The organism is Halosolutus sp. DAT137, from assembly GCF_059736405.1.
This window is the reverse complement of sequence record NZ_JCAQID010000001.1, coordinates 581,730-608,235: the sequence shown is the minus strand read 5'-3', so window position 1 is coordinate 608,235 and position 26,506 is coordinate 581,730. Positions and strand designations below refer to the sequence as shown.

Sequence of the window (26,506 nt, the reverse complement as noted above, 5' to 3'; positions counted from 1 at the left end):
GAAGCCGGAAATCGAGATGCTCGTCTTCGACGATACGCAGCTTGTCATCGAGGACCGATTCGATGGCGAGACTGAGGCCGAAGCGGGGACCGTAGATAGACGCCGTCGAGACGCCGTCCACGGTCCCGACCCGTACTCTCAGCTCAGATTACTCGAGGTCGAAGCGATCGAGGCTCATCACTTTGTGCCACGCGTCGACGAAGTCGTGGACGAATTTCTCCTCGGCGTCGGCACCGCCGTAGACGTCTGCGACGGCTCGGAGCCGGGAGTGGGAGCCGAAGATGAGGTCGACGCGGCTTCCCTTCCATTTCAGTTCGCCGGTCTCGCGATCGTATCCCTCGAACACGTTCTCGTCGTCCGAAGCCGGTTCCCACTCCGTGTCCATGCCGAGTAGGTTCACGAAGAAGTCGTTGGTCAACGTTTCGGGCTGGTCGGTGAACACGCCGAGGTCAGAGTCCTGGTAGTTTGCGTCCAGCGCTCGCATCCCGCCGACTAACACCGTCATTTCGGGTGCGGTCAAATTCAGCAGCTCAGCCTTGTCCACGAGCAGGTTCTCCGGCGGCTGGTCGTGGTCGCCGCCGACGTAGTTCCGGAACCCGTCGGCGTCCGGTTCGAGCACCTCGAAGGATTCGACATCAGTTTGCTCCTGCGAGGCGTCGGTTCGGCCCGGTTCGAACGGAACCTCAACGTCGTACCCGGCATCCGCCGCCGCCTGCTCGACGGCTGCACAGCCGCCCAACACGATCAGGTCGGCAAGCGAGACGCGAACGTCGTCGGATCGCGAACCGTTGAACTCCGCTCGAATCTCTTCGAGAGTCGAAAGCACCGTTTCCAGTTGCTCCGGCTCGTTTACCTCCCAGTTTTTCTGCGGTTCGAGGCGAATTCGGGCGCCGTTGGCCCCGCCGCGTTTGTCGCTATCGCGGTAGGTCGATGCCGACGCCCAGGCGGTCGTGACCAGTTGAGAGAGAGACAGCTTCGAATCGAGAAGATCCGCTTTGAGCGTCGCGATCGCTTCGTCTCCGATTAGCTCGTGATCGACGTCGGGCAGCGGGTCCTGCCACAGCATTTCCTCGTCGGGGACCTCCGGACCGAGGAACCGAGACGGCGGTCCCATGTCACGGTGAACCAGCTTGTACCACGCCTTCGCGAAGGCCTGCTGGAACTCGGCCGGGTTCTCCTGGAAGCGCTCGAGGACCTCCCGGTAGTCGGGATCACGCTTCAGGGCGATGTCCGTCGTCAACATCATGACGTCCTCTTTCCCCGACGGATCCGCGACGCCCGGTGCGGCGTCGTCCAGCTCGCCGTTCTGTGTGGTCCACTGCCACGCACCGCCGGGTCCCTTTTCCGGCCACCACGTGTACTCGAGGAGGTTGTCGATATACCCCATGTCCCACTGGGTCGGCGTAGTGTTCCACGGTCCCTCGATCCCGCTGGTGATCGTGTCCGGCCCTTTTCCGGAACCGTGCTCGCTCTCCCAGCCGAGGCCCTGCTTCTCGATTGGGGCCTCTTCGGGCACCGCTCCGAGGTTGTCGCCGGAGTCGGCACCGTGGACTTTGCCGAACGTGTGACCGCCGGCGATGAGCGCGGCCGTTTCCTCGTCGTTCATCGCCATGCGGCCGAAGGACTCTCGAATGTTCTTCGCCGACCCCTCCGGATCCGGTTCGCCGTCCGGTCCCTCCGGATTCACGTAGATCAGTCCCATGACGGTCGCGCCGAGCGATCCGATGAGTTCCCCGTCGTCGTCGAAGCGATCGGACGCTTCCATCTCGTCTTCGGGTCCCCAGTCGACGGCCGTGTCGCGCTGGTAGGCGTCTTCGCGGCCGCCGGCGAAGCCGAACGTCTCGAACCCCATCGACTCGAGGGCGCAGTTCCCGGCCAGGATCAGCAGGTCCGCCCACGATAGTTTCTGGCCGTACTTCTGTTTGACCGGCCAGAGCAGCCGCCGGGCCTTATCGAGGTTCGCGTTGTCGGGCCAGCTGTTGATCGGTGCCAGCCGCTGGGCACCCTCCGAGGCACCACCCCGGCCGTCGGTGGTACGGTAGGTACCCGCACTGTGCCAGGCCATCCGGATGAACAACGGCCCGTAGTGGCCGTAATCGGCGGGCCACCACTCCTGGGACGTCGTCATCACGTCTTCGATGTCCGCCTTCACCGCGTCGAGGTCAAGTTTCTGGAACTCTTCGGCGTAATCGAACGCCTCATCCATCGGATCGGACGGGCGAGTGTTCCGATCGAGAATGTCCAGGTTCAGCGTATCCGGCCACCAGTCTTGGTCAGACCTTTGCATCATCAGGGGGAATGCTGCTTCCAGATAATAAGATTGTCTATCGAAAACCAATGTTGTCTATTTTCGTGTGAAGATTGCCTAATTTGATAACGAAGTCTTCGCTGCAGCCCAAGCAACATTTCCAACGATCGAAGTGCCGTGCTGGTCCAGTGTGCCCTCATCTGCATCGACGAGACCTGCATCGCCACCAGGAGGTGGTGTACCAGTCCGTGACGGTGATCGCAGATTGACGGTATTACTCCTCTTCTTCGGGCGTGTCGCGAACGTCGCCGTCGACGCGTCGACTCACGTCGACCTGATAGTTCTCGAGGATGTCCCGCCCGAGCAAGACGGCGTAGTCCATGTGGCTGCGGTCTTCGACGCTCGCGGTGACGGTGTGCTGGGTGCCGCCGACGCCGACGACGACGTCGACGACCGGACGGCTCTTTGCGGTCTTGCTGCTTCCGGAGCGGATCTTCGTGATCGACTTGATCGGTCCTGCCCCGATGTCGGCCGCGAGCGACGTGTCGATACTCGTCCGCGTCGCCCCGGTGTCGGATTTGGCGATCACCGACTTCGAACCGCTCGTTCCCGAGAGCACGACCTCTTCCGTGTAGCCGATGAGTTTCGGCTGCTCGTCCGTCGTCACCGCCTCCATCGGACGCGCAGTCGGTTGTGAGTCGTCGAGCACCGCGGAAAGCTCCCGTACGCGTTCGGCATCGACCTCCCCGCCGGCCTGTTCGATCGCGAGCTGTGCGATGTACGGGGCCGGGCTGACGTCCGTCGCCTCGTAGAGCCCCTTGAATCCCGCCGTCGGGTTAACTTCGAGGACGAACCAGCCTTCGTCGCTCTCGACGAGGTCGACGCCCGCGTAATCCAGCCCGACCGTCGTCGCGGCGCGGCGAGCCATCTCGCGGGCCGCTTCGGGGAGGTCCGCCGTCGCGTCCTCGACGGAACCGCCGAGGGCGACGTTGGTTCGCCAGTCGTTGTCCGGCGCGTAGCGATACATCGCGCTGATGATTTCGCCGTCGACGACGTAGACCCGCACGTCGCGGTGTCGCGCGTCGTCTCGATCGACGAGTTCCTGCAGGAAGGCGTACCGGTTCCCGACCTTCGCGTTGACCGGTTCGTTCGGGCCGACTTTCCACGTGCCGCCACCGTGCGTGCCGATCGCCGTCTTGTACACCGCTTCCTCGCCGTACCGATCCCGGACGGCGTTTAAGTTCTCGTTGCTGAGCGCCAGCGTAACGTCGGGCGTCTGAACGTCGTTTGCCGCGAGCGCCGTGGCCGTCGAGAGTTTGTGAACGGCCGTCAGCACCGAACTGGGCTGGTTGAGCATCGGCACGAGATTCCGGAACGTATTCGCAAGCCCGAGAAGTTCGGCCGGCTGTTCCGTTTTCGAGAGGAGCATCCGGTTTGCGATCACGTCGACCTGCGGTTCGATGACGACGCTCCCGTCGCTGACGTGGATCGACGTGTTCTCGTTGCGAAGCCACTCCGTGTCGTGTCCGAGTGCCTCGACAGCGTTGAGTATTGCTTTCGTTTCCTTGCTCGTATGAAGACTCAATACACCGACTGTGACGGGATCGGCGGCCATACACGCCCCACGGCAACTGTGCAGATAAGTATTAACAATCAATCGCACTCCACAGCGGTGATTCACTGACTTCGTGTCAGAACCGAACCACGTGACGACCGATCGAACCTGACGTCCGGCCTCACGTGACGACCGATCGAACCTCGCGAGGGTCGACCAGTCCGCTCGCGACGGCCAGCACTGCCCAGGTCCCGGCCCCGAATGCGATCGCCACCAGGAGCATGATCACGTTCGAGATCAGCGGCGAGACGAGCAAGACGGCCACCGCCATCACGCCGGTGATCCCACAGATCGTGCCGATCCGGCGCGCGAGTCGCTCGACTCGCAACGAGAGTTCGCTGTGGACGATGTAGAGGTTCACTCCCACGTAAAACGAATGCGTGGCGACCGTCGCGGCGGCGGCCCCCACGACGCCGATCGTCGGGATCAACGCCAGATTCAGCCCGAAGTTCGCGGTCGAGGCGATTCCCTTGGCGATCGCTCGCGACCGTGCGCGCCCGAGATAATCTAGTCCGTCGCTCGTCAGGTTCGTGATCGCCATGAGCACGATGAACGCACAGAGAATCTGCAAGACGGGCACCGCGCCGGCGTAGTCGGAGCCGAACACCATAGTCACGAGCGGGTCGGCAACGATCGCGAGGCCGGCGGCTGCGGGGATGTAGAGCAAGAGCGTCTGTTCGAGCGCCGTCTCGTAGATCTGGCGGGCTTCGTCGAGCTGGCCCGCGGCCTTCTGTTCGCCGAAGTTCGGCGAGATCGTAAAGCCGAGCGACTCCGCAGGCGCGAGGACGAAGTCGGAAATTTGCTTGCCGAGCGTGTAGAAGGCGACGGCGACGGGCGTGAGGAAGAACCCGACGAGGACGACGTCGATCCGTTTGTCGATAACGTTGGCGCTTCGGGTCGCCGTGAGCGGAACGCTGTACTCGAGCAGGCGGCGCGAGAGTCCCTCCTCGTATTCGGTCGCCGGCTCGTAGTCCCGGTAGAACTCGAGGTACAGAATCGTCAGGCCGACCGCAGCGGCGATCGCGTACCCCACGATGTAGCCGAAGAACGCGCCGAGGGCCCCGAGTCCGAGTAGAGCGAACGCGACGGCAAAGAGCAGTCGCGTGGCTCCGCTAATCGCCTGCACCGCCGCGCTGTAGTCGAGGTTATTGAACCCCTGGAAGGCGACTTGCGTGAACGTGCTAAACGAGAAAACGACGACGTAGAGCACGCCTGCAGCGAGAAAGGGAGCGACCTCGGGATCGCCCAGCAGGATCGCGATCCGATCGTGAAAGATCAGAAGCAGGCCCGCGACGAGCGAGAGCAAGCCGAGTTTGACCGCGATCGTCGTCCGAATCAGGTGCGGGAGCTGTCCCGGATCCGCCTCCCGGTACTCCGAGATGTACCGCGCGGCGGACTTCCCGAGACCGAGGTCCGCAAACAGTTGCACGACGGCGAGGATACCGATCGCCCAGTAGAGCGCCCCGTAGCCGTCGGGGTCGAGAAGATACCGCGCGAGCAGAAACATCAACAGTGCGCTCGAAACCATGTAGATGGCCCGAGCGACGAGCGTTGCTTTGAACCCGTGGACGATGTGATCCTGTCTGTTCATGTATCGGAAGGTCGCGAGGGTGAGTGTGTCCCCGTCTCGAACGGTCGGTCCGCTCCCGTGGAAAGCGGCGACGAAACGCACGGGCGGCCGGGACCGATAGCGCGGTCGGTGGCAACAGCCTCGTCACTCACGTGGACCGAACGGACAATTGTAATGCAGCGACAACACGAAGAAGCCCGTCACAACAGTCGACAGCGGCGGGACACTGCGCCGGTGAACGGGACGATCGTCAACGGCCGTGACAACGACGGGATGTACGGTCCTCACGGAACGAAGGCCATCGGTAGTCACGGCGAACGGTCGGCGTAATGGCATCGTACTCGGCGGTGTCGATCACGGGAGACTGACTGGAAGTCGGAGAGTACCAGCAAAACGACGCTCTCTGGGAAAAATTGCGGTCTAGAGGTACGAGGCGTCCCACCGGGTCGCCTTCCGCTGGTTGCCACAGACGTTACACTTGATTCGGCCCATCGTGTCCATCGCGTTGTCGAGGGAGTCACAGTTGCCACAGAACCAGCCGTACAGCGTCGCGTGGTCCGCCGTCTCGTAGGCGACGTAAAACGGCGATTTAGACCCCCGAGTAGCTTCCCCGTAGCTGACGTATATCGTCTCGTCTTCGGTCTCGAGTTCGTCGATGACGCTCCAGTCGCCGTCGTCGATTTCGCCCTCGACGTAGACGTTCTCGGTGAACGTCTCGTCGCCGATCTCTACCTCGCGCTGGCCGGCCCGCGTGAAGCCGTTGCCCTCGTAGAACTCGTTTCCGTCCTCGTTGTCCTCGAGGACGAACCCCTGTATCCGGTCTGCGCCCATCTCAAGCAGTTTCTCGCGAGTCAGTACCAGCAGTCGCACCCCTATCCCGCTTCCGCGGTGATTCGGATCGACGTGGAGCCAGCGGATCTGGCCGGTATCGTACTGCTGTCCGACCAGTTCGCTCTGTGAAAACCCGCCGACCTCACCGTCGCGTTCGGCCACCAGAAAGAGGGTGTGCTCGGCGTCGATCGCGTCGGCCAGCGAGTCGCCGTACCACTGTGCGACCGCGTCCTCGATCGTCTCTTCGTCTAGAAAATCCGTGTAGCTCGAACCGAGGGATCGGGAAGCGATCGAGCGAATCGCCTCACTATCGTCCGGGGATGCCTGTCGTACGTCCATGCCCCTCTTTAGCACGCCATCGTACTAAACGTATGCCCAGTGCTGCAGCTGTCGGGCCGACCGATCGACGAGAGTTACTGGGGCGGTGACAAGGACGGATGCGCCTGCCAGTCGTTCCCCAACATGGGGCTTACCCCACGGAGTAGGCATCGACCGGAAAGACTCTCTGTGATGGGCACCGAGAGCCGTACATGAGCGACGTGGACGACCCGCCTTCGAGCGGGGACGACTCGGACCCTATCAATGACGCGTTTACGTATAACGGGGGACGAGTCGACCCCGGCGAATCGGCGAACATTCGGTACGGAATTAGCGAGACCTACCTCGGGGACCCGGTTCGGATTCCCGTGACGGTAATCAACGGCGAGCACCCTGGGCCGACGGTATTTCTCTCTGCGGCGGCCCACGGTGACGAACTCAACGGGATCGAAGTCGTCCGCGAGGTCGCCCACGACTGGAACCACGCCGACCTCCACGGGACCCTCATCTGTCTTCCCGTAATGAACGTTCCCGGCTTTCTCGCACAGGAGCGATACCTCCCGATTTACGATCGGGATCTGAACCGATCGTTTCCCGGCCGCGAGGGATCGACCAGCGCCCGGCGAATGGCCCACCAGATTTTCACGAACTTCATCGAACCATGCGATCTGGGGCTCGACTTTCATACGTCGACGCGCGGCCGGACCAACATGCTTCACGTCCGGGCAGACATGGCCGATCCGTCGGTCGAACGACTCGCGTACGCGTTCAGTTCCAACGTTATCATCGCCGGCGAGGGCCCCTCCGGAACGCTCCGCCGCGAGGCGACCGTCGCCGGCGTGCCGACGATCACGATCGAGATGGGCGAAGCCCACCGGTTCCAGCGCCGGCTGATCGATCGGGCGTTGACCGGCGTCGCGAGCGTCCTCGCGGAGTTCGGCCTTCACCCCGACTCGTCGGTCCACTGGCCCGGCTGGCGGACGGTGATCAACGACGACGACGAGAAGACGTGGCTCCGGGCGGACGCGGGCGGCATCGTCGACATGAAACGCGGCCGAGGCACACTCGCGGAGGAGGGCGACGTGATCTGTACGATCACCAACCCGTTCAAGGAAGAAGACGACATCGTCACTGTCGAAGCGCCGTTTACGGGGCTGATCGTCGGCGTGCTCGAAAACCCCGTGGTGTATCCGGGGAACCCGCTCTGTCATCTCGTCGGCCTCTCACCGGATACCCACACGGCGCTCGAACGCGAGCGTACCGTCGACCAGTCGAGAGAGCCGCTGCGGGACTGACGCCGTCGCGGGATCGATCACTAGACTGCGAGACGACCGACCGATCGCAACGAGCGCGGCCGACGCGCGCCGCCGCTGTGTCGATCGCGATCGGCCATCCCACATCCAGGCCGGTCTGGCAAGCGGAAAGCCATCAGTGATCCGGTGTGTGTCTCCGTGACAACGATCGGCGTAATCGGAAACTCGGGGCGACAAAAGTAACTTCTATACCCCCACGGTCAAACGGTCCACATGAGCGCATGAGTCAGTCTTACAATCGCGGTCTCATCGAGGACTTCGGTCGCTGGAAGGAGTTCTCGGCCGGAATGTGGGCGTGGATCTTCCACAAGTTCACCGGGTGGATGCTGATCGGCTACCTGTTTACCCACATCGCCGTCTTGAGTACTGCTATCGGCGCAGCGGGCGATGTATCGGCGATTCAAGCGGAGACGGACGTCTACACGACGACGATCCAGGGACTCGAAGAACTCTTCATTATTCGAATCCTCGAAGTCGGCCTCCTCGCAGTGGCCGTCTTCCACATCCTGAACGGACTTCGCCTGTTGATGGTCGACCTCGGTATCGGCCTCGATTCGCAAGACAAGAGTTTCTACGCCTCGCTGGTGTTGACGGGTGCTATCACCGTCGCGAGCGTCCCAACGTTCCTGATCGGGGTGGGCTTCTGATGGCGGAACGCTACTCCTCGTTCACGCCGGGCGGAACCGGATGGCTCCTGCAGCGGATTACAGCGGCGTTTCTAATCGTTACGCTCGCGTTCCACTTCTTCCAACTCCACTTCGTCAACCACGCGGCGGACGTAACCTTTGCGGGGACGCAGGCCCGAATGGAATACGTCGGGTACTTCCTGACGATGGTGTTGTTCCTGATCGCCGGTGCCTTCCACGGGCTCAACGGCGTCTACAACGCCCTCGTCAACCAGGGGCTCAAGGGTACCCAGCGGAAGGCCGTACTGGCGGTGCTCGTCGTCGCCGGCGTTGCACTCGTCGTACAGGGAATCTACGTCGCACTCGCTATGGCAGGATGGACCTAACATGAGCACGCAACAACACGAACCCGAACAGCCGGAGAGTCAAGAGGCACCGGAGGACCCCGAAATGCGAGGGGCACAGTCACCGATCGACGAGCGCGAACGATCGGGCGGTGAGATCGACCAGACCGCGATCGACGACACCGAACTCGAGGGTGAGACGGTCCTCATCAAAGTGTTCCGGTACGACCCCGAAGTCGAGGGGAAACAGGAACCGCGCTTCGACGACTTCTACGTCCCCTTCGAGAAGGGGATGACCGTCCTCGACGCGGTCATGTACGCCCGCGACGAGTACGATTCGTCGCTGACCTTCCGACACTCCTGTCGACAGGCCGTCTGCGGCTCGGACGCCTTCTTCGTCAACGGGAAACAGCGACTGGGCTGTAAGACCCAGATCTCGGATCTTAAACACCCCGTCCGAATCGAGCCGCTTCCACACCAGGAGGTCGTCAAGGATCTGGTCGTCGACATGGACCACTTCTACGACCAGATGCACGCCGTCGAGCCGTACTTCCAGAACGAAGACCTCCCCGACGGCGACCTCGAAGAACAGCGCCAGACCCGCGAGAACCGCGAAAAGGTCAAGATGTCGACGCGGTGTATCTGGTGTGCCGCCTGTATGTCCTCGTGTAATATCGCAGCCGGCGACAACGAGTATCTCGGCCCGGCGGCGATCAACAAAGCCTACCGCTTTGCGATGGACGAACGCGAAGGCGAGGAGATCAAAGAGCACCGACTCCGCATTCTCGAACAGGAACACGGCGTCTGGCGGTGCCAGACCCAGTTCTCCTGTACCGAGGTGTGTCCGAAAGACATCCCCCTCACCGAGCACATTCAGGAGCTCAAGCGTGAGGCCGTCAAGAAAAACCTGAAATTCTGGTAATCATGTACGAACACGACGTTATCGTGGTCGGCGCCGGCGGTGCCGGCCTCCGGGCTGCGATCGCAGCGGAAGAAGCGGGCGCAGACGTGGCGATGGTCACGAAACTACACCCCGTCCGCAGCCACACCGGCGCAGCGGAGGGTGGAATCAACGCCGCGCTCCGCGAGGGCGACGACTGGGAGCTTCACGCCTACGATACGATGAAAGGCTCCGACTATCTCGGTGACGCCCCCGCTGTCGAGACCCTCGCACAGGACGCCCCCGAGGAGACGATCAACCTCGAACACTGGGGGATGCCGTTTTCCCGCGAGGAAGACGGCCGCGTCTCCCAGCGCCCGTTCGGTGGCCTCTCGTTCCCGCGAACGACCTACGCCGGGGCCGAAACCGGCCACCACCTGCTGCACGTCATGTACGAGCAGGTCGTCAAACGGGGCATTCAGGTCTACGACGAGTGGTACGTGATGAACCTCGCGACGACCGACGAGGCCGACCCGAACGATCGGGAGTGCCATGGCGTCGTCGCCTACGACGTCCAGTCCGGTCAGGTCGAGGGGTTCAAAGCGAACAAGGGCGTCGTCCTCGCGACCGGCGGACCCGGACAGGCGTTCGACCACACGACCAACGCCGTCTCCTGTACCGGCGACGGCCACGCGATGGCCTACCGCGCGGGGGCGCCGCTCGAGGACATGGAGTTCATCCAGTTCCACCCGACCTCGCTTCCGTCGACGGGTGTCCTCATCAGTGAGGGTGTCCGCGGCGAGGGCGGAATCCTCTTCAACAACGACGGGGAGCGCTTCATGTTCGAGTACGGCTACGCGAACAACGACGGCGAACTCGCCTCGCGGGACGTCGTCGCCCGCGCGGAACTCACCGAAGTCTCCGAGGGACGCGGCGTCAACGACGAGTACGTCCACCTCGACATGCGCCATCTGGGCGAAGAGCGAATCCTCGATCGCCTCGAGAACATCCTCCACCTCGCGGAGGACTTCGAGGGCGTCGACGGGCTCGTCGAACCGATGCCGGTCAAGCCCGGCCAGCACTACGCGATGGGTGGCATCGAAGTCGACGAGAACGGTCAGAGCTGTATCGACGGCCTCTACGCGGCCGGCGAATGCGCCTGCGTCTCCGTCCACGGTGCCAACCGCCTCGGTGGCAACGCGCTGCCGGAACTGATCGTCTTCGGCAAGCGCGCCGGTCGCCACGCCGCCGGCGACGATCTGGGCGCAGCCGAGATCGAAACCGGCTACGGCGCAGACGTCGAGGACGAAGACGGCGTCGACTTCCCCGTTGCACCCGGCAGTGCGGGAATCGATACCGACGACGGCGTCGCTGCCGATGGTGGAGTCACTGCTGACGCCCAAGGTCTCCTCGAACGCGCCGTCGAAACGGAACGCGCCCGCGTCGATCGGCTCATGAACAAAGATTCGGGCGTCCAGCACGCCGAAATCCGCCAGAAGCTCCAGAACGCGATGACCGACTACGTCAACGTGTTCCGGACTGAAGAGGGGATCAAAAAGGCCCTGAAGATCATTCGCGAGTGTCGGGAGGAGTACCAGGACGTCTACGTCGACGACCCCTCCCGGACGTTCAACACCGACCTCCAGATGACCTACGAGACGCGGAACCTGATCGACGTCGCCGAAACGATCGCACTCGGCGCGCTCGTGCGCAACGAGTTCCGCGGTGCTCACTGGCGACAGGAAAACCAGATCCGCGACGACGAGAACTGGCTCAAGCACACGTTGATTTCGTGGGACGACGGCGAGCCGTCGGTCTTCTACCGCCCCGTCATCCTCGACGGCGAAAACAAGGCCTACGAGCCGAAAGAGCGCAGTTACTGATAGGGATTATCGTAGCCAACCGGAGGTTCTGAAGCCCCTCCTTCGGCGCTGTATCCCGGTCCTCCGCGGGCAAACTATGAACTCCTACGATAATCCCTATGAACGCGTTTGGGGTGTCTCGATCGCGACGGCTCGTTCACCGTCGAACCCGACGACCGCCGCGCCTCGATTCTCGACCGCATTCGGGACTGACACCGGTCGTCTCTACCCGTTCTTTGTCGTCTCGAACTCTCAGCGGCGCTTTTCGATCGATTCCGAGACTGCTCTCCCCAGGTTCGTGCCGCTTTTCGATCAGTTCGAGAACTCAGACGCCGAGTATCTCGAGCAGGTCGATCCCGACGTCGAAATACGCGATCAGTTTGTATCCGATATAGATACCGATGATTCCCATGATACCGGGCAGTTCCGGTGGTGCTGGGATCGGGATGTTGAGGAACCGAAACAGGGCACCGGTAAGCAAGCCAGTCAAGAGTGCGAGGACGGTAATGTGCGTCGACATCGTTTCCGTACAGACTCTCTGTGGCGAGTACAAAAGCGCCTCGTCTGGGGGGCGGTCGGCGCTGGACCGGTACCGGTGTGGGAAGCGATATCGTGACCCGCCCCGGGGAAGTTATAATGTGACGGGACGGAATCGATCGCATATGACACCGACACCGGCAGGGGGGAACGATATCTCGATTCCGTCGGATCTCGATTCGGCTCGTGCCAAACTCGTCTACCTCTACGTTGCGCTCAACGACGGCGCGACAGCCGAGGAGATTCAATCACAGCTGGATCTGAGCCGCGGGACGGTGCTTTCGATTACCGGGACGCTCCGCGGCGAAGGCCACCTCGAACGGACGGACGACGGATACCACGTCGTCGAGTAGGGAGACGACCGCCGAAGGGTGGACTCGATCTGGCGGCTGCCGCGGATGGCGTCGCCGTCAGAGTTCGATTCGCTCGACCAGTTGCTCGCGGTTTTCGTTCGTGTTGACCGCGACGATCCGGATCTTGTCTTCGAGTCCCGAGCCGCGGAGTTTGGCCTTGAGCAGGTTGTCGACCTGGTAGACCCCCGCGGCGTTCGTCATCGCGATTTCGACCATCACGGGACGGGTCTCCCCTCGCTCGAGCGAAACGCGACTGATCGCCTGGCTCGACAGCGTGTTGATGCCCCGACCGCCGTGTTCGTAGGGGATGCGCGATCGGCCGCTCTCCATGTCGAGTGCGTCGGCGACGCGGATCACGCCCGCCTCGGTCGTCAGCGGATTCTCGGGGGTGTGATGACAGAGGATCGCGTGGAGCACTTCCGCTTTGACCCGGACCTGAGCTACGATATCGTAGAACTCCGGCAGGATGCGATCGAGGATGTCGGCTGCAAGTGGGATCGAGTAGTAGACGTGCTCGTCGCGGTGGACGACGTGACCGATGTCGTGGAGCATGGCCGCCAGGGCGATGATCACCGACTCGTCTTCTTCGGGGAGTCCCTGCTGGCGCGCACCGTTGAAATCCACGTCGCCGGCTTTCAGTAGTTCGTACAGCGAGAGCGCGCGGCTTCGGACGATCTCGATGTGTTTCGCGCCGTGGTCGTTGTACTGCATTCGATCGACGGCGTTGACGTTCTGGGCCTCGAGATAGGTCTGGATTTCCGCGTCGTCGTCGACGAACGCGAGGACGCGACGGAGTTTGTCGTCGGGAAAATCGTGGTCGGCATCCGGATCGAAGACGTGGCCTGCTGGCTCTTCCTCGGCAGCATCACTCATACGCGCACCTCGTTGCCGAACGAAAAAAGCCCTGCGACCCGTTGATTACGCGGCGTCAGCGACCGCCTGCTCGATTTCGTCGTACGCCGGCTCGACGCCGGGGTCGTCGCTGACCCACGCGTAGGTAATCTCGCCGTCGGCGTCGACGACGAACACCGATCGCTTCGCGACGCCGTAAACGCCGAGGTCGGCAAAGTCCATCTCGACGTCGTAGTCGTCGATGATCTCCTTGTTATAGTCGCTGATGAGTCCGAACTCGAGATCGTTCTGTGCGCGGAACTCGTTGAGCGCGAACGGAGAGTCTCGGCTGACGCCGTAGACGGCCGCATCGAGATCGTTGAACGCGCCCAACCGGTCCTGGAACGCACACATCTCGGTCGTACAGACGCTGGTGAACGCTCCAGGGAAAAAGGCGAGCACGATCGGTGCCTCGTCGAGACGCTCCGAGAGCGTGAACGATTCGACGTCGCCGGTTGCAAGCGGTGCGGTGAAATCGGGTGCGTCGTCTCCGGTAGTTACCATCATTGAGACCTTACGGATAACCCGGAAAGACTGTTTCGTTCGCGGATGGATATGATCGAGGCAAGTACGATCGCCGGCGCGTTCGGCTCGCTCCGCCCGTCTTCGAAACCCGTCTGATGCAGTGAGCTGTCGCCCAGAATGGACGTAACTGGGTGACGAACGATCGAGCGACAGACGAATTCAAGGGCGGGACTGAAGCCCGTCGGTCTGGCATCTAGTACCGATGGATCTCAATACCGAACACCGCCGACCACTCGATCGCGACGATCCGGACAGGGGGCGACGCTGTAGCCACAAGAAACGATCGGCGACGGACCAACAACTCGGGGTCTGTTATGCCTGCCGAGAAACGCTCGCCAACGCGGCGATCGGGAGCCGTCACCGGGACGGACACCGGTGAACGCCGTCCGCGGGCGGACGTATGCGGTATCGTCGGACGACTGCGTCGAATGGGTGTCCGTCAGCGATCGATGATCGACGCGGAGGATGGGGCACACTGTGGTCGTAGATTGCCGATGTTTGCGAAACGGGGCGTCGCTGTACCGCCTCCTAGCTAAGTGGTCCAAAAAGGTTATAATTGCCAGCCGGTAAGCCACGCATAGAGATGGTAGCCGAAATCGCACCGCTGTTCATCCCCGGGGCACCTGGGGGTCCGGAACTACTGATCATCCTTTTCATCGCCATTTTGCTGTTCGGGGCGAACAAGATCCCGAAGCTGGCCCGATCGACGGGGGAGGCCATGGGCGAATTCCAGAAGGGGCGTGAAAAGGTCGAAACGGAACTGGAAGAGATGCGCGAAGGAGGATTCGAGGAGGACGAAGAGGACGAGGAGACCGACTTCGTCGATACGGAGCCGGTCACCAGCGAGGAAGAGACCGAAACCGAGACCGAATCCAACTGACCAGTTTTTGCCGGGGCGTGTGGCCTAGCGGAGAGGGCAGGAGGTTCCTAACCTTCTGATCGTGGGTTCGAATCCCGCCACGCCCGTTCACCCGCGAACGATAGTGAGCGGTGTGAACGGCACTGCGGGACTCGAACTAGACCGAGGTTCTGCGAGCAAAGCGAGCAGGTTCTCGGGCGTCGTTCGAATCCCGTCACGCCCGTTTTCCTGTGAGCGACAGTGAGCCGTGCGGACAGCACTGCGGGACTCGAACCAGGTCGAGGATGTGGTCACTTCGTTGCGTGCGAGCTCCCTGCTTCGAGTCCCGTCACGCTCTTTTCGATCGCAGCCAGTGACGACCCGATCGGCCGCGGCGATCGATCGCAGCCGACCGACGATCAGGCGCGACTCGCGAGGCGGGCCGTAAACGCCCGCAAGGAGTGGGTGACTTCCGCCGGGTGCGGGAGTCCGAGGCGATACCGAATCTGATCCTGTCGTTTGAACGGCTCGAATACCCGCGGTTCGTCGAGCGCCCAGAGCTGGGCGCGCGGGCCGCGAATCCCGTGGCGATCGCAGATGGCGTTTGCGGCCCGCCGGCCGGCTTCGTCCGCCGATTCCATCGAGGCCAGGTCGGCGTTCGTTCGCACGTACTCGCCCGCGATCGTGAGGTTCTCGACGGCGGGGTCGGCAGGCGGTCGGTTGCGCAGCGAGCCGACGGTGTTGATCAACAGCGGCGATCGGTTCTCCAGGCCGTCGTCGGTCTCGACGATCGAGGGGTCGAGAAACCAGTCGACGAGCAGATCGTCGTGCAAGCGCACCTCGTCGCCGTTGACGTGTGCTTTGAGCTGTTCCCAGATTTCGGTCGCGACCTCCGCGCGGGTACACTCTCTGGCCGGTTTGCCGTAGACGACTCCCGGCGCGTCCCAGTCGGAGGCGATCGCTGAGAGAACGCCCGAAACCGCATCGGGTCCGTGCTCGTCGAGGTCGTAGCCGGTCCAGAACTGGCGTTGAGAGATCGACGTGAGCGCCCAGGGAGCGTCGGCGTAGACCTGGTGGCCGCGGCTCAGTTCCACATCCTCCGCGAGGTAGAACTGGATGCCGTTCATCCAGGCAGTGTCGAGTCGATCGATGCCGCGCAGTTCGGGGGCGATGCGGGCGAGGTCCGGCGTGACGAACTTGGGGGCGACGTGGACCGGCACGGCGAGGACGTACTCGTCGGCCGTCACTCGCTCGCCGCTCGCGAGTTCGACGCCGGCAATCCGCCGGCCCTCGACGTCAAGTCTCCGAGCCGGCGTATTCAGGCGGAGATCCACACCGAGGTCTTCGAGGTGGCGAGTCCATGGGTCGACCCAGGCCTCGTTCGTCGGGGCGTTGAGAACGCGCTCCGTTGGCCGGTTGGGGTCGAGTTGGCCGAACAGCAACTGGAGATAGATCGTCCCGATCGTTCGGGCGCTGCCGACCTGTGGCCGGAGGGCGACCAGCGACTGGGTGGCGAAGGCGAGGCGATCGCGAAACTCGGGCGAGCGGCCCTCGGCGTCGATGAATTCCCACCACGAGATGTCGTCGAATTCGTTCTCGCGGCGCTGCTCGCAGGCCGTCAGCAGGTACAACAGTCGCTCGAGCAGGAAGCGAACGTCCTCTGCGGGAAGGTCTTCAGCGAACGCCGGACGGAACGCCTCGAGCCAGCCCCGAATCGAATCGGGCGTGCTCGTCTCGGCGATCTGTCCCGGACCCTCGGTGCTGGCGATGAGCGTCGCCTCGGTTTCGACGAGATTGTCCGCGACGGTTCCGTGTCCGTCCGGAATCCGACCCATCGTATCAATCACGTGCCGGTAGAACGCCGGGAAGAATCGGAATCCGTGTTCTCCCTGCAGCGACGCGGGCTCGTCCGACACCGGCATCGATCGAGCCTTGCCGCCGAACCGATCGTTCGCCTCGAAGACGGTGACGTCGACGCCGCGCTCGGCCAGGTGGTGGGCCGCCGAGAGACCGCCGACGCCGCCGCCAATGACTGCAACCTCGGTCATTATCAGGAAGGCAGGGCGCGAGGAACCTAACCGGCACACCTAACGAGTATGGATGATTCGGAAAATGGGGACGATCGATTCGAGAGCGAACGATGCTGGTCTGTCGGTCGCGTCAGTGACCGTTACCGCCTCGCCTGTTCGGTTCGCCGAACCGAGTTACGGGTTCGAGTTCAGCTTCGTCGACGTCCTCGAAGGCGTCGCGAGCGATGACGCGTCGGTGGACCTCGTCCGCGCCGTCGACGATCCGGAACTGGCGGACCGACTCGTAGAAATCCGACAGCGGGAGGTCCTTCCCGACGCCGTTCGCGCCACAGCACTGGACCGCCAGATCGATCGCGTCCTGGGTGACGTTCGCGGTAAACACCTTGCACATCGAGACCGGTACGCGGGCCTGCTCGTCGGCGCTGATCCGATCGGCCGCGTCGCGGATCGCCGTCCGAGCGACGTGGAGACGCGTCTCGGCGTCAGCGATGCGGTGGCGCAGCGCTTGCTTGTCCGACAGCGACGAGTCGAAGCCCTGTCGTTCGCTCGTGTAGGCTTTCGCGATGTCGAGCGATCGCTGGGCCATTCCCGAAAAGCGCATGCAGTGGGTGAGTCTGGCGGGTCCGAGGCGTTCTTGTGCGTGGACGAAGCCCTGATTCAGTTCGCCCAGCAGGTGTTCTTCGGGGACGCGGACTCCGTCGTAGAGGATTTCAGCGTGGGAGACGTTACGGGAACCACCCCCCATGTGGGGGATGTTTCGGACGACGTCAACGCCGTCAGCGTCGGCCGGGACGATGAATATCGAACAGCCCTGGTACGGATGGGCGTCCTCGTCCGTGCGGGCGAGCACGAACAGGACATCCGCTTCGACGCCCTGCGTGGTCCACCACTTGTGGCCGTCGATGACCCACTCGTCGCCGTCTTTCGTCGCTGTCGTCTCGATCATCTTGGGGTCCGAGCCGGCACCCTGCATGGGTTCGGTCATCGAGAACCCCGACGCGATGTCGCCATCGACGAGTGGTTCGAGATACTGCTCCTTCTGGAGATCATCACCGGCGAGTTCGAGGAGATGCATGTTCCCCTCGTCGGGCGCGTCGACTCGCATGGCGGTCGCCCCGAGAATGCTTCGACCCGCCTCCTCGAAGACGGGCAAGGCGTCCCGGAAGTCGACACCCATGCCGCCGTACTCCTCAGAGATTTGTGGGGCGTAAACGCCGTACTCGCGCGCTGCGTCCCGTACCTCGGCGATCGTTCCGCCCGAAACGGCCATGCCGCCGGGACGTTCTCGTTCGGCGGGGAGGACGACCGTTTCCATCAGGTCGCGTGCGCGCTGGGCGAGTTCCTGGGCCCGTTCCGAGTCATCGTATCTCATACGCCAACACGGTTTGCGTCCTCGACGGGTATATTTGCCGTTCCAGGTGAAGGGATATGGTGGTTTTCAACTCATTCTGGTTTTTGTAATCGCCATTATCGACACCAATGTTCGACCGGACGTCACAAAACGTGTTTACTGGAAGAGTCTTCCGTCAGCCGTATCTGGGTGTTCCTGTGCGAGTGGTCGAGTATCCGGATTAGCGCCGACACGATCGACGGTTTCGAACCCGCCAAATCTGATCTGGTCGCGAGGCTTGGCACGGAAGATTCGTTCCACTGGATTGAATATCTGACAGAGGCGGTGTGGAACTTATGGTTTCAATTACCTAAAATATCGATCGACGTGGTGGATGCTTCTCGACGTTGCGTGACAGGTCCTCACACGAGAGCCCGACGAAGTGTACGGACACCCACCCGGCACCGGGATTATCAGAAGTGGTAATGAGTACGTGAATTTTTTGAATGGTGAAGGATAGCTAAATTCCAATGGCTATTGATGAGGCCGACCAATCGGATGCCGGGCACTATTCTGATGGCGAGGGGTCCGAACCTGGGTCGGAGGGCCAACGATCCCACGAAACGGACGCGGACGTCCGCGTCGGTGCGTACACGTGGGCGGATTTCATGGAGGAGTACGGCTACGGGGAGGAAGTCTCTACGCTCTATCCCGATCCCGAGCCAGAAACGGAAGACCAGCTCGGTCTCGACACCGACGAATCGATCGAGCCCTCGGTTCCGAGCGGAGACGACTGGACCCGAGTCGAGTTCGATCCCGAATCGTATCTCGGGATCCACCCCGACTATCTCGAATCGGTAATCGCAGACCCTGCGAAACCGAATGCAGAGGGACTCTGGGACCGCTTTCTCGAGTACGTCGATCCGGAGACGACGCCGGTCACGAAGGACGTCTACACCTGGGAACACTACAAGTGGGAGTACTACTACGACGACGACGGGAGTCGCCCGCGAGACGGTGACGGTGAGATCGTCCGCCACGACGAGGCGGACGCGCTCGGGTTCGATCCCGAGACGATCGAACAGCGGCTCTCGATCGGTGACGACATCGCCATGGAACTCGACGATGTCATCGAAGAACGGACGGTCAACGTTCAGCAGGACCTCGACGAAGACGAGTTTTTCTCGACCGCGGCGGGCAACACGACCGTCACCAACCGGTACGATCTCGAGAAGGCTGTTCCGTTCGAAAAGAAGACGCACTTCAGGGAAATCGAGCGCTACTGGGTGAACAAGCCCTACGCCTGCGTCGTCATCTTCCATTCGGAGAAAGAAAACGAAAAAAAGTACTACATGATCGAGCCGTACCTGAACGAGATCGAACTCGAACTGCAGGAGTTCCTCTCGGGGAAACTCAGGACGGCGATCAAGTACTCCGAAGACGGGATCAAAGAGACCGAAACCGAAGACGGTCGACGGGAAGTCATCGAAGACGAAACGCGGCGCTTACTGGGGCGATACGACCTCTTCGAGAAATCCTCGAACGCGACGAAAGCCGGGCTTCTCGAGACGCTCCGAGGGCTTCTCGACGACGAGGACGACGAGGACGACGAGGAGGGACCGAGCCAGCTAGAGGGACTCGAAGTGAGACCCGAGCCGGCGATCCTCGCCGACGATCCGGACACGCTGTCGGAGTATCAGGTGGAAAAACTCCTCTATCAGCTCAAGCGAAACTTCATCGGCTACGAGCGCATCGACGGGATCAAACACGACATCAACGTCGAGGACATCTCCGTCGACGGCTACAACTCGCCCGTCTTCGTCTACCACTCGGAGTACGAACAGATCATCTCGAACATCTACCACGGCAAAGAAGAACTCGACGATTTCGTCGTCAAACTCGCCCAGCGATCGGGGAAAGGGATCAGCAAACGGCTACCCCAGGTTGACGCCACCCTCCCGGACGGATCGCGTGCTCAGTTGACGCTCGGCAACGAGGTTTCCGATCACGGGACCAACTACACCATCCGTCAGTTCAAGGACGTGCCGTTTACGCCGATCGACCTCATCAACTGGAACACGTTCAGTTTGGACGAGATGGCGTTTCTCTGGCTGGCGATCGAGAATCACAAGAGTCTGATCTTCGCCGGCGGGACGGCCTCGGGGAAGACGACCTCCCTGAACGCGGTCTCACTATTCATTCCGAGCAGCGCCAAGATCGTCTCGATCGAGGACACCCGCGAGGTCGAACTGCCACAACGAAACTGGATCGCGAGCGTCACCCGGCCGTCGTTTTCTGACGACGAACAGGGTGACGTCGACGAGTTCGACCTGCTCGAAGCCGCACTGCGCCAGCGTCCCGACTACATCGTCATGGGTGAGATCCGTGGCGAGGAAGGACGGACGCTGTTCCAGGTCATGTCGACCGGTCACACGACCTACACGACGTTCCACGCAGACTCCGTCGACGAGGTTCTAAAGCGGTTCACCACGGATCCGATCAACGTCTCGAAGACGATGTTCACCGCGCTGGATCTGGTGTCGATCCAGACCCAGACGCGGGTGCAAGGATCGAAAGTCCGCCGGAACAAATCGCTCACCGAGATCAACCACTACGAGGCCGAACACGACGAGATCAACGTTCAGGACGTCTACCAGTGGCAGGCCGAAACGGACGAGTTCCTCAAGATGGGCGACTCGAACACCCTCGACGAGATCCAGTTCGATCGCGGCTGGAGTACGGACAAACTCGAGGAAGAACTCTTCCAGCGTGAGGTTATCCTGGCGTACCTGATCAAGAACGGACTCAACACCTACGCCGAGGTCGCGGCGACGGTCCAGGCGTTCGTCAACGACCCCGAGACCATTCTCACCCTCATCGCGAACGATCAACTCGAGGACAGTCTCGACGATCTCCGGGAGATGGAGAGCGTGCTGATCGACGTCGACCCGGAAAAAGAAGAACTCGTCCCGCGGCCGGACGCGACGACGGAAACGTACAACCTCTCGATGGATATCCTCGAACGGGCCGAGGAGTCGCTGTTCGAGGAGTACCGCGGCAAGGTCCCGAGTGGCCTCGCTAGCGCCATCGGTGACATCGAATCGGAGGAGACGATCGAGGTCGATCGTGTGGATGCCGACGAGTTCGACTTTCAGGGTGCCGTCGACGAGGACATCGAGGACGACGAGTGGGAACTCGGCGACAGTTCGACGACGTTTGAGACCGGTACGGACGACCCGATGGGAGGCGACGAGGAGCCGGCATGGCTCAGCGACGATACCGGCTTCGAGATCGACGGGAGCGATTCGGACGCTGACCCGGACCCAGCCGGGACCGAGGCGGCATCGAGCATCGGTGGCGACGCCGAAAGCGCCACGGAGCTAGCCAGTGGCGGCTCGGCTACGGATCGAGAGACGTCTGCCGAGGAAGCCGGACCGCCTGTCGGCGTAACCGACAAACCGGCCACGATCGACGACGCCCCGGACCAGAACGAACCCACACTCATGCCGTCGGACGACGCTGAGGACGGCGACCTCGGCGGGCTGTTCACCGATATGGGTGAAACCTTAGACAGGATGGAAAGCGACGCCCAGCCCGACGGACCGTCGGCTGCCACGGAACCCGAGCCAGATACGTCCGGGTTCGACTCGATGTTCCCCGACGACGATCTGGACTCGATTTTCGATCCGAACGCCGATGGCGGCTCCTCGACGACGGAGGTACCAGACGGCACAGGCGGCGACGAATCTGAATCGTCGGGCACCGTCGAGGCTCCCGCAGACGTAACGATCGACGTCGGGGATGTGGTCCCCGATGCCGCGTCCGAACCCGACACAGCAGTTGACTCGGACAGCGATTCCGGCGCATCCGCCGAGTCGAACGCGGCTGAGCCCACTCCACCGACGATCGATCTCGACGGCTCACACGACGAAGCGACCGACGACGCTGGCGAGTCGACGGCACCGAATCACGAGGGCGACGCAGCGACAGACCCGGCAGACGCGTCTCGTCAGTCAGAATCGATCGCGGACGAGGACGAACGAGACACAGAACCCGGAAACGGAGGTTCGGAGACGGATGAGACCGAAGACCGCACGGCAGTAAACAACAGCGATCAGCTGAGCGAGGGAACCGACGGCGAGCAAGACGCCGGCGAACCGGAGCCGTCTGAGACGGCTCCCGAGGACCCCGTCCCGTCGATCGACGTGGGACCCCCGGATGACACCAGCAAGGATATGGCACGTTCAGATGCCGCGCCAGAGGGAGAAGACGATCGGCCGAACGCCGACGCTGATGAGCCGGCAGCCGACTCACCAAAAAACGCATCGGCAACGTCCGAGTCCGGTGGCGATTCGATATTTGGCGAGGAGTCCGGCTCGATTTTCAGCGACGAGACGGACGAAGCGACCGACGACGACGGATCCTTATTCGGTGGCGACAACGTCGACACCGACGAATCCGCTGACGGGTTTGACAACACCGACGACGGTGAGTCGATGTTCGACGACGCCGACGACGGTGAGTCGATTTTCCAGAGCACCGACGCCGACGCCGACGACGATCCTGGCAACGGTATCTTCAGCGATAGCGACGAGGAGTCCGACTCATGAGTCTGCAGACGGACGATTCCGGCGCCTCTGGTCTCTCGGCTGGCTCCGACGCGCTCGGTCAGACGTTCTATCCGCTCTACGACCGGCTGTTCGGTGAGGACAGCGAATTCGTTGCGGACCTCGAGGAGAAACTTGCACAGGCTCGGATGACCGACACCGTCGAACTCTATCTCTCCCGGGCCCTCGGTGTCGGTTTTATTGCAGGCCTCGGTCTCTGGCTGCTCGGACTGATGCTCGGATACGGAATTTTCGCGACCGGACTCGTCCAGATCGACGAACTACTGGGAATTCCGATCGGGAACGAGACGCTGCGTGAACTCGTTATTCAGCTTCGGATTCCGGCGCTTATCCTGTTTACCGGACTCGTCCTTGGCGCGATCGGGTTCGCGATCGGCTTCGGATCGCTGGTCGCGGTGCCGTACTCGCGTGCCTCAGCCCGCAAGCGCGAGATCAACATGCTCCTGACCGACTCCGTCTCGTTCATGTACGCGCTGTCGGTTGGCGGCCTGAACCAACTCGAGATCATCGACGCGATGGCACAGGCCGACGATACCTACGGCGAGGTCGCAATGGAGTTCCAGAGCATCGTCAAGGAGACCGAGTATTTCGACGTCGACTACCGGACCGCGATCCGAAAGCAGGCGCTGGAGACGCCCAGCGACGAACTCTCGCAGTTTTTGACCGACATGCTCTCGATCGTCAACAGCGGCGGTGACATGGAGAGCTTTCTCGAGGACAAAAAGGAGATGCACATGCGGACGGCGAAACAGGAACAGGAACTGACTCTCGAAACCCTCGAACTTTTCGGAGAGATGTACATGACGCTGTCACTGTTCCCGCTTTTGCTGATCATCATCATGGTCATTATGCAGATGATTCCTGGAGCCGACGTGACCAACCAGATGCTGTATATGACCGTCTACGCGCTGATCCCGCTGACTGGAATCGGGTTCATCGTCCTCGTCTCGACGGTCAAACACGACGAACCCGGCGACGGATACCTCTCGCTCGGTAGCACTCATCAACGAGTCGAGAGCGGCAACCAGAACAGCGTACTCAATCTCGGACTGATCGAACAGTTCACGGGCGAACACAGCGTGTTCGACCGGATCAAAAACCGTGAAGGGACCCACGAGACGGTCAACGTGTTGAAACGCCCGCACATCTTCTTCCGGGACAATCCGTTGCTGACGCTGTTGTTGACTGGGCCAATCGCGACGGTGATCGTCGTGACGGCGATGGTAACCGGTTCAGCACCCACTTCGTTGAGCGGGATGATGGCCGCTCCCGTCTGGGGGACGTTTATTTACGTTTACGTCCCGCTGTACGTCATCGCCGTTCCGCTGTCGATTTTCCGAGAGTGGAACGTTCGACACCGTAACGCCGTCGTCGACAAGCTATCGGAGGACCTCCGGAAGCTCTCGAGTGCTAACGACACCGGACTCACGTTGCTCGAATCGCTCAAGTCGGTTTCGGATACGACGAGCGGAAAACTCGCACGCGAGTTCGAGATGATGCACACGAAGGTCAACTACGGAATGAGCCTGAAACAGTCGCTCATCGAGTTCAACAATAAATACCACATCCCGCGACTGGCCAGAACGACCCGGCTGATTACAGAGGCACAGGAAGCCTCGAACCAGATCTCCGACGTCCTTCGGACCGCCGCCCGCGCCAGTGAAAACCACGACGACCTCGAACGCGACCGCAAGTCCCGGACCCGGATGCAGGTCGTCATCATCATCATGACGTTCATGACCGTCCTGGCCGTGATCGCGATCCTGAAGACCCAGTTTATCGACACGATGGCAGGACTCGAAACCACCGGCGGTGGTGCAGATACCGGTGGAGCGGGCGGTGATGCGCTGGCGGACGCCAATCTCAGCGACAATATCGACGTCGATATGCTGTCGATGTTGTTCTTCCACGCCGTGACGCTGCAAGCGATCATCTCGGGGTTTATTTCCGGCTACATCCGTGATGCCGACTTGCTCAGCGGGTTGAAATACGTGATCGTGCTCGCGACGATCGCGCTGGTCGCCTGGACGTTGGTGGCATAATATGACTCGACGACACACTTCCCGATCGCGAAGCGGGTCGCCATCTACGCGCCCGCGAACGCTGTCGGTATCGCTATCGGATCGCGGACAGACGACACAGGATTTCGCCGTCGGAATCGGTATCTTTCTGCTGACGGTCGCGTTCGTCTTTACGTACGTGCCGTCGCTGACGACGCCGTACGATTCGTCGGTCGGCGGTGCAGAAACTGCCCAGGCCGATCGAATCGTGGATAGAATCGTCGAAAATGCGACCGATCCGGCAGTACCGAACGAGATCAACGAAACACGGTACAACGAAACGTTCGTGGTTCCCCCGTCAGCGCTGGTTAGCGAGGTCGGTCTTCGTGCCAGCGCGGATGACGACGTCACGTTCGATCGGGTGAACGTTCGTCTCGAAGCGCTCGACAAAACGCCGGTCGACAACGACTGGTATGGCGGGCACGAGTACGACAACCAAACGACAGCCAGCGCTGCTCGGATCGTGACGGTCGACCCCGACCCGGCGGATTCCGAACTCGAGACTGGGGACTGCGATCCGGCCTGTCGACTGGTCGTGAGGGTGTGGTGATCCCATGTCTGGAACGCCCGATCGTGGCCGCGAACCGACCGACCGCGCCCAGGCGTACACGCTCGAGGGGTTCATCGGATCGATGATTCTCCTGCTCGCGGTCCTCTTTGCCCTGCAGGCGGTCGTGATCACGCCGACAACCGGTGGGTTGGCCGATCGAACCGTCCAGGCACAGCTTCAACAGGAGGCTTCGGACGCCCTCTCAGTCGCCGGTCAGGACGGCAACCTCTCGGAGACGGTTCGCAACTGGGATGATGGAGAGAACGGATTTCACAGGACAGACGAGGATCCACCCGTACAGAGCGAACGGACCTACAGTGCGGAACGCTTTGCGAGTGAGTCGGTACTCGGCGAGATCCTCCGAGAGCGGTACACGAACGACGGCTGGAACTACAACATCGAGTTGATATACGAGGATGGAGCCGGGTTCAACAGCACCTATTTGGTCTATCAGGGGTCGCCGCCGTCGGACGCGTTCACTGCGAGCCAGATGGTCACGTTGTACGAGGACGACAATACAACGGAAGGAACCAATCCGACCCTCAGGGATGCCTACGACGGGGGGGACGGCTATCCCGTTCCACCCGCTGATAACGACAGCGACTACATCTACAACCTCGTCGAACTGCGGGTGATCCTGTGGTAAGCGATCACCACCGAGCGTCCCGTGATGACGACACGAACCCGCGCGATCGCGCACAGGTGATCCTCATCGGTGCGATCGCGATCGCGTTCATCATTCTCGGCGTCGTCGTCGTTTTTAACGGCGTGCTCTACACAGAGACGCTGTCGTCGACGGCGACGAGCCAGAGTGCCTCGAACGCGGGCACGATGGGCGAGGAGATAACGTACGGCCTCGGATGTCTCACTCAGTATGCAAACGCGAGACACGACAACGCTTCGGCGGTAGAAAGCGATGTCGTGACCGAAGTCGAGGACTTCAACGATGCCTACCGCAATTCGACTGCGAACTCTCAGCCTGCGGTAACGAACATCGACGTCGACAGCGACTCTTTCGAGACGAGTGGCGAAAACGTGACCGCGTTCGACGTCTCCGTCGACTACCACTCGCAGGATATCAGTTACAGTCGGACGACGACGGTACGTGTGACACAGCTGAACGATCGGAACGCGTGTCCGGGTGGTGCACCGTGACC

Annotated in this window: 23 protein-coding genes and 1 tRNA gene; 15 read left to right on the top strand and 9 right to left on the bottom strand. The window is 61.8% G+C overall.

Annotated elements, in window-relative coordinates:
• Positions 1-148 precede the first annotated feature (148 nt).
• The 3 genes from katG to AC6I6L_RS02970 form a co-directional block, all read right to left on the bottom strand.
• The gene (gene katG, locus AC6I6L_RS02980; protein ID WP_497916226.1) at positions 149-2,287 is read right to left on the bottom strand and encodes a catalase/peroxidase HPI; all 2,139 of its coding nucleotides are present in this window, start codon (positions 2,285-2,287) and stop codon (positions 149-151) included.
• A 235-nt stretch (positions 2,288-2,522) separates the two neighbouring features.
• Positions 2,523-3,863 carry a RimK family alpha-L-glutamate ligase gene (locus tag AC6I6L_RS02975; RefSeq protein WP_497916225.1) on the bottom strand — a complete coding sequence of 447 codons (1,341 nt, stop codon included), beginning with the start codon at positions 3,861-3,863 and terminating at the stop codon, positions 2,523-2,525.
• A 121-nt stretch (positions 3,864-3,984) separates the two neighbouring features.
• The gene (locus AC6I6L_RS02970; RefSeq protein ID WP_497916224.1) at positions 3,985-5,454 is read right to left on the bottom strand and encodes an oligosaccharide flippase family protein; all 1,470 of its coding nucleotides are present in this window, start codon (positions 5,452-5,454) and stop codon (positions 3,985-3,987) included.
• Between the two features lie 153 nt (positions 5,455-5,607).
• Between AC6I6L_RS02970 and AC6I6L_RS02965 the strand changes: the two genes are divergently transcribed.
• On the top strand, positions 5,608-5,763 hold the full coding sequence (locus tag AC6I6L_RS02965) for a hypothetical protein (protein WP_497916223.1): 156 nt from the start codon (positions 5,608-5,610) through the stop codon (positions 5,761-5,763).
• 90 nt (positions 5,764-5,853) lie between these two features.
• Here the strand turns inward: AC6I6L_RS02965 and AC6I6L_RS02960 are convergent, their stop codons facing one another.
• Positions 5,854-6,603 carry a GNAT family N-acetyltransferase gene (locus tag AC6I6L_RS02960; RefSeq protein WP_497916222.1) on the bottom strand — a complete coding sequence of 250 codons (750 nt, stop codon included), beginning with the start codon at positions 6,601-6,603 and terminating at the stop codon, positions 5,854-5,856.
• A gap of 191 nt (positions 6,604-6,794) precedes the next feature.
• Between AC6I6L_RS02960 and AC6I6L_RS02955 the strand changes: the two genes are divergently transcribed.
• The 5 genes from AC6I6L_RS02955 (at position 6,795) to AC6I6L_RS02935 (ending at position 11,628) form a co-directional block, all read left to right on the top strand.
• A complete protein-coding gene (locus AC6I6L_RS02955; RefSeq protein ID WP_497916221.1) occupies positions 6,795-7,877 on the top strand; it encodes a succinylglutamate desuccinylase/aspartoacylase family protein in 1,083 nt (360 codons plus the stop codon).
• A gap of 239 nt (positions 7,878-8,116) precedes the next feature.
• On the top strand, positions 8,117-8,542 hold the full coding sequence (gene sdhC / locus AC6I6L_RS02950; protein WP_497916220.1) for a succinate dehydrogenase, cytochrome b556 subunit: 426 nt from the start codon (positions 8,117-8,119) through the stop codon (positions 8,540-8,542).
• Positions 8,542-8,907, top strand: a complete 366-nt coding sequence (locus AC6I6L_RS02945; RefSeq protein WP_497916219.1) for a succinate dehydrogenase/fumarate reductase transmembrane subunit — start codon at positions 8,542-8,544, stop codon at positions 8,905-8,907. The genes sdhC and AC6I6L_RS02945 overlap by 1 nt, the downstream gene beginning before the upstream one ends.
• 1 nt (position 8,908) lies before the next feature.
• A complete protein-coding gene (locus AC6I6L_RS02940; RefSeq protein ID WP_497916218.1) occupies positions 8,909-9,787 on the top strand; it encodes a succinate dehydrogenase/fumarate reductase iron-sulfur subunit in 879 nt (292 codons plus the stop codon).
• Between the two features lie 2 nt (positions 9,788-9,789).
• Positions 9,790-11,628: an FAD-binding protein gene (locus AC6I6L_RS02935; protein WP_497916217.1), complete on the top strand. Its 1,839-nt coding sequence runs from the start codon at positions 9,790-9,792 to the stop codon at positions 11,626-11,628.
• Positions 11,629-11,932: 304 nt separating this feature from the next.
• Here the strand turns inward: AC6I6L_RS02935 and AC6I6L_RS02930 are convergent, their stop codons facing one another.
• Positions 11,933-12,127 (bottom strand): XapX domain-containing protein, encoded by a 195-nt coding sequence (locus tag AC6I6L_RS02930; RefSeq protein WP_497916216.1) that lies wholly within the window; start codon positions 12,125-12,127, stop codon positions 11,933-11,935.
• Between the two features lie 142 nt (positions 12,128-12,269).
• On the opposite strand from AC6I6L_RS02930, the gene AC6I6L_RS02925 reads away from it, so the two are divergent.
• Positions 12,270-12,497 (top strand): MarR family transcriptional regulator, encoded by a 228-nt coding sequence (locus AC6I6L_RS02925; protein ID WP_497916215.1) that lies wholly within the window; start codon positions 12,270-12,272, stop codon positions 12,495-12,497.
• Positions 12,498-12,554: 57 nt separating this feature from the next.
• Here AC6I6L_RS02925 and AC6I6L_RS02920 read toward each other — a convergent pair whose 3' ends face one another.
• On the bottom strand, positions 12,555-13,370 hold the full coding sequence (locus AC6I6L_RS02920) for an HD domain-containing protein (protein WP_497916214.1): 816 nt from the start codon (positions 13,368-13,370) through the stop codon (positions 12,555-12,557).
• Between the two features lie 45 nt (positions 13,371-13,415).
• Positions 13,416-13,892, bottom strand: coding sequence for a redoxin domain-containing protein (locus tag AC6I6L_RS02915; RefSeq protein ID WP_497916213.1), 477 nt, complete (start codon positions 13,890-13,892; stop codon positions 13,416-13,418).
• A 223-nt stretch (positions 13,893-14,115) separates the two neighbouring features.
• Between AC6I6L_RS02915 and AC6I6L_RS02910 the strand changes: the two genes are divergently transcribed.
• The 3 genes from AC6I6L_RS02910 to AC6I6L_RS02900 all read left to right on the top strand — a co-directional run bounded on the left by AC6I6L_RS02910 (position 14,116) and on the right by AC6I6L_RS02900 (position 14,879).
• Positions 14,116-14,292, top strand: coding sequence for a hypothetical protein (locus AC6I6L_RS02910; protein WP_497916212.1), 177 nt, complete (start codon positions 14,116-14,118; stop codon positions 14,290-14,292).
• 204 nt (positions 14,293-14,496) lie between these two features.
• A complete protein-coding gene (tatA, locus tag AC6I6L_RS02905; protein WP_497916211.1) occupies positions 14,497-14,793 on the top strand; it encodes a twin-arginine translocase TatA/TatE family subunit in 297 nt (98 codons plus the stop codon).
• 13 nt (positions 14,794-14,806) lie between these two features.
• A tRNA-Arg gene (locus tag AC6I6L_RS02900) sits at positions 14,807-14,879 on the top strand.
• 291 nt (positions 14,880-15,170) lie between these two features.
• Here AC6I6L_RS02900 and AC6I6L_RS02895 read toward each other — a convergent pair.
• Together AC6I6L_RS02895 and AC6I6L_RS02890 are read right to left on the bottom strand one after the other, a co-directional pair.
• A complete protein-coding gene (locus AC6I6L_RS02895) occupies positions 15,171-16,799 on the bottom strand; it encodes a hydroxysqualene dehydroxylase (protein WP_497916210.1) in 1,629 nt (542 codons plus the stop codon).
• Between the two features lie 112 nt (positions 16,800-16,911).
• The gene (locus AC6I6L_RS02890) at positions 16,912-18,153 is read right to left on the bottom strand and encodes an acyl-CoA dehydrogenase family protein (protein ID WP_497916209.1); all 1,242 of its coding nucleotides are present in this window, start codon (positions 18,151-18,153) and stop codon (positions 16,912-16,914) included.
• Between the two features lie 488 nt (positions 18,154-18,641).
• On the opposite strand from AC6I6L_RS02890, the gene AC6I6L_RS02885 reads away from it, so the two are divergent.
• The 5 genes from AC6I6L_RS02885 to AC6I6L_RS02865 are packed head-to-tail and all read left to right on the top strand — an operon-like array spanning position 18,642 to position 26,504.
• Complete coding sequence (locus AC6I6L_RS02885; RefSeq protein ID WP_497916208.1) at positions 18,642-22,721, top strand: type II/IV secretion system ATPase subunit; 4,080 nt, start codon at positions 18,642-18,644, stop codon at positions 22,719-22,721.
• Positions 22,718-24,781: a type II secretion system F family protein gene (locus AC6I6L_RS02880; RefSeq protein ID WP_497916207.1), complete on the top strand. Its 2,064-nt coding sequence runs from the start codon at positions 22,718-22,720 to the stop codon at positions 24,779-24,781. Before AC6I6L_RS02885 ends, AC6I6L_RS02880 begins: the two co-directional genes overlap by 4 nt.
• A gap of 1 nt (position 24,782) precedes the next feature.
• Entirely contained in the window at positions 24,783-25,349 is a 567-nt protein-coding gene (locus tag AC6I6L_RS02875; protein ID WP_497916206.1) for a DUF7287 family protein, read from the top strand.
• A 4-nt stretch (positions 25,350-25,353) separates the two neighbouring features.
• A complete protein-coding gene (locus AC6I6L_RS02870; RefSeq protein ID WP_497916205.1) occupies positions 25,354-25,995 on the top strand; it encodes a DUF7288 family protein in 642 nt (213 codons plus the stop codon).
• Complete coding sequence (locus AC6I6L_RS02865; protein ID WP_497916204.1) at positions 25,989-26,504, top strand: hypothetical protein; 516 nt, start codon at positions 25,989-25,991, stop codon at positions 26,502-26,504. The genes AC6I6L_RS02870 and AC6I6L_RS02865 overlap by 7 nt, the downstream gene beginning before the upstream one ends.
• Positions 26,505-26,506 lie beyond the last annotated feature (2 nt).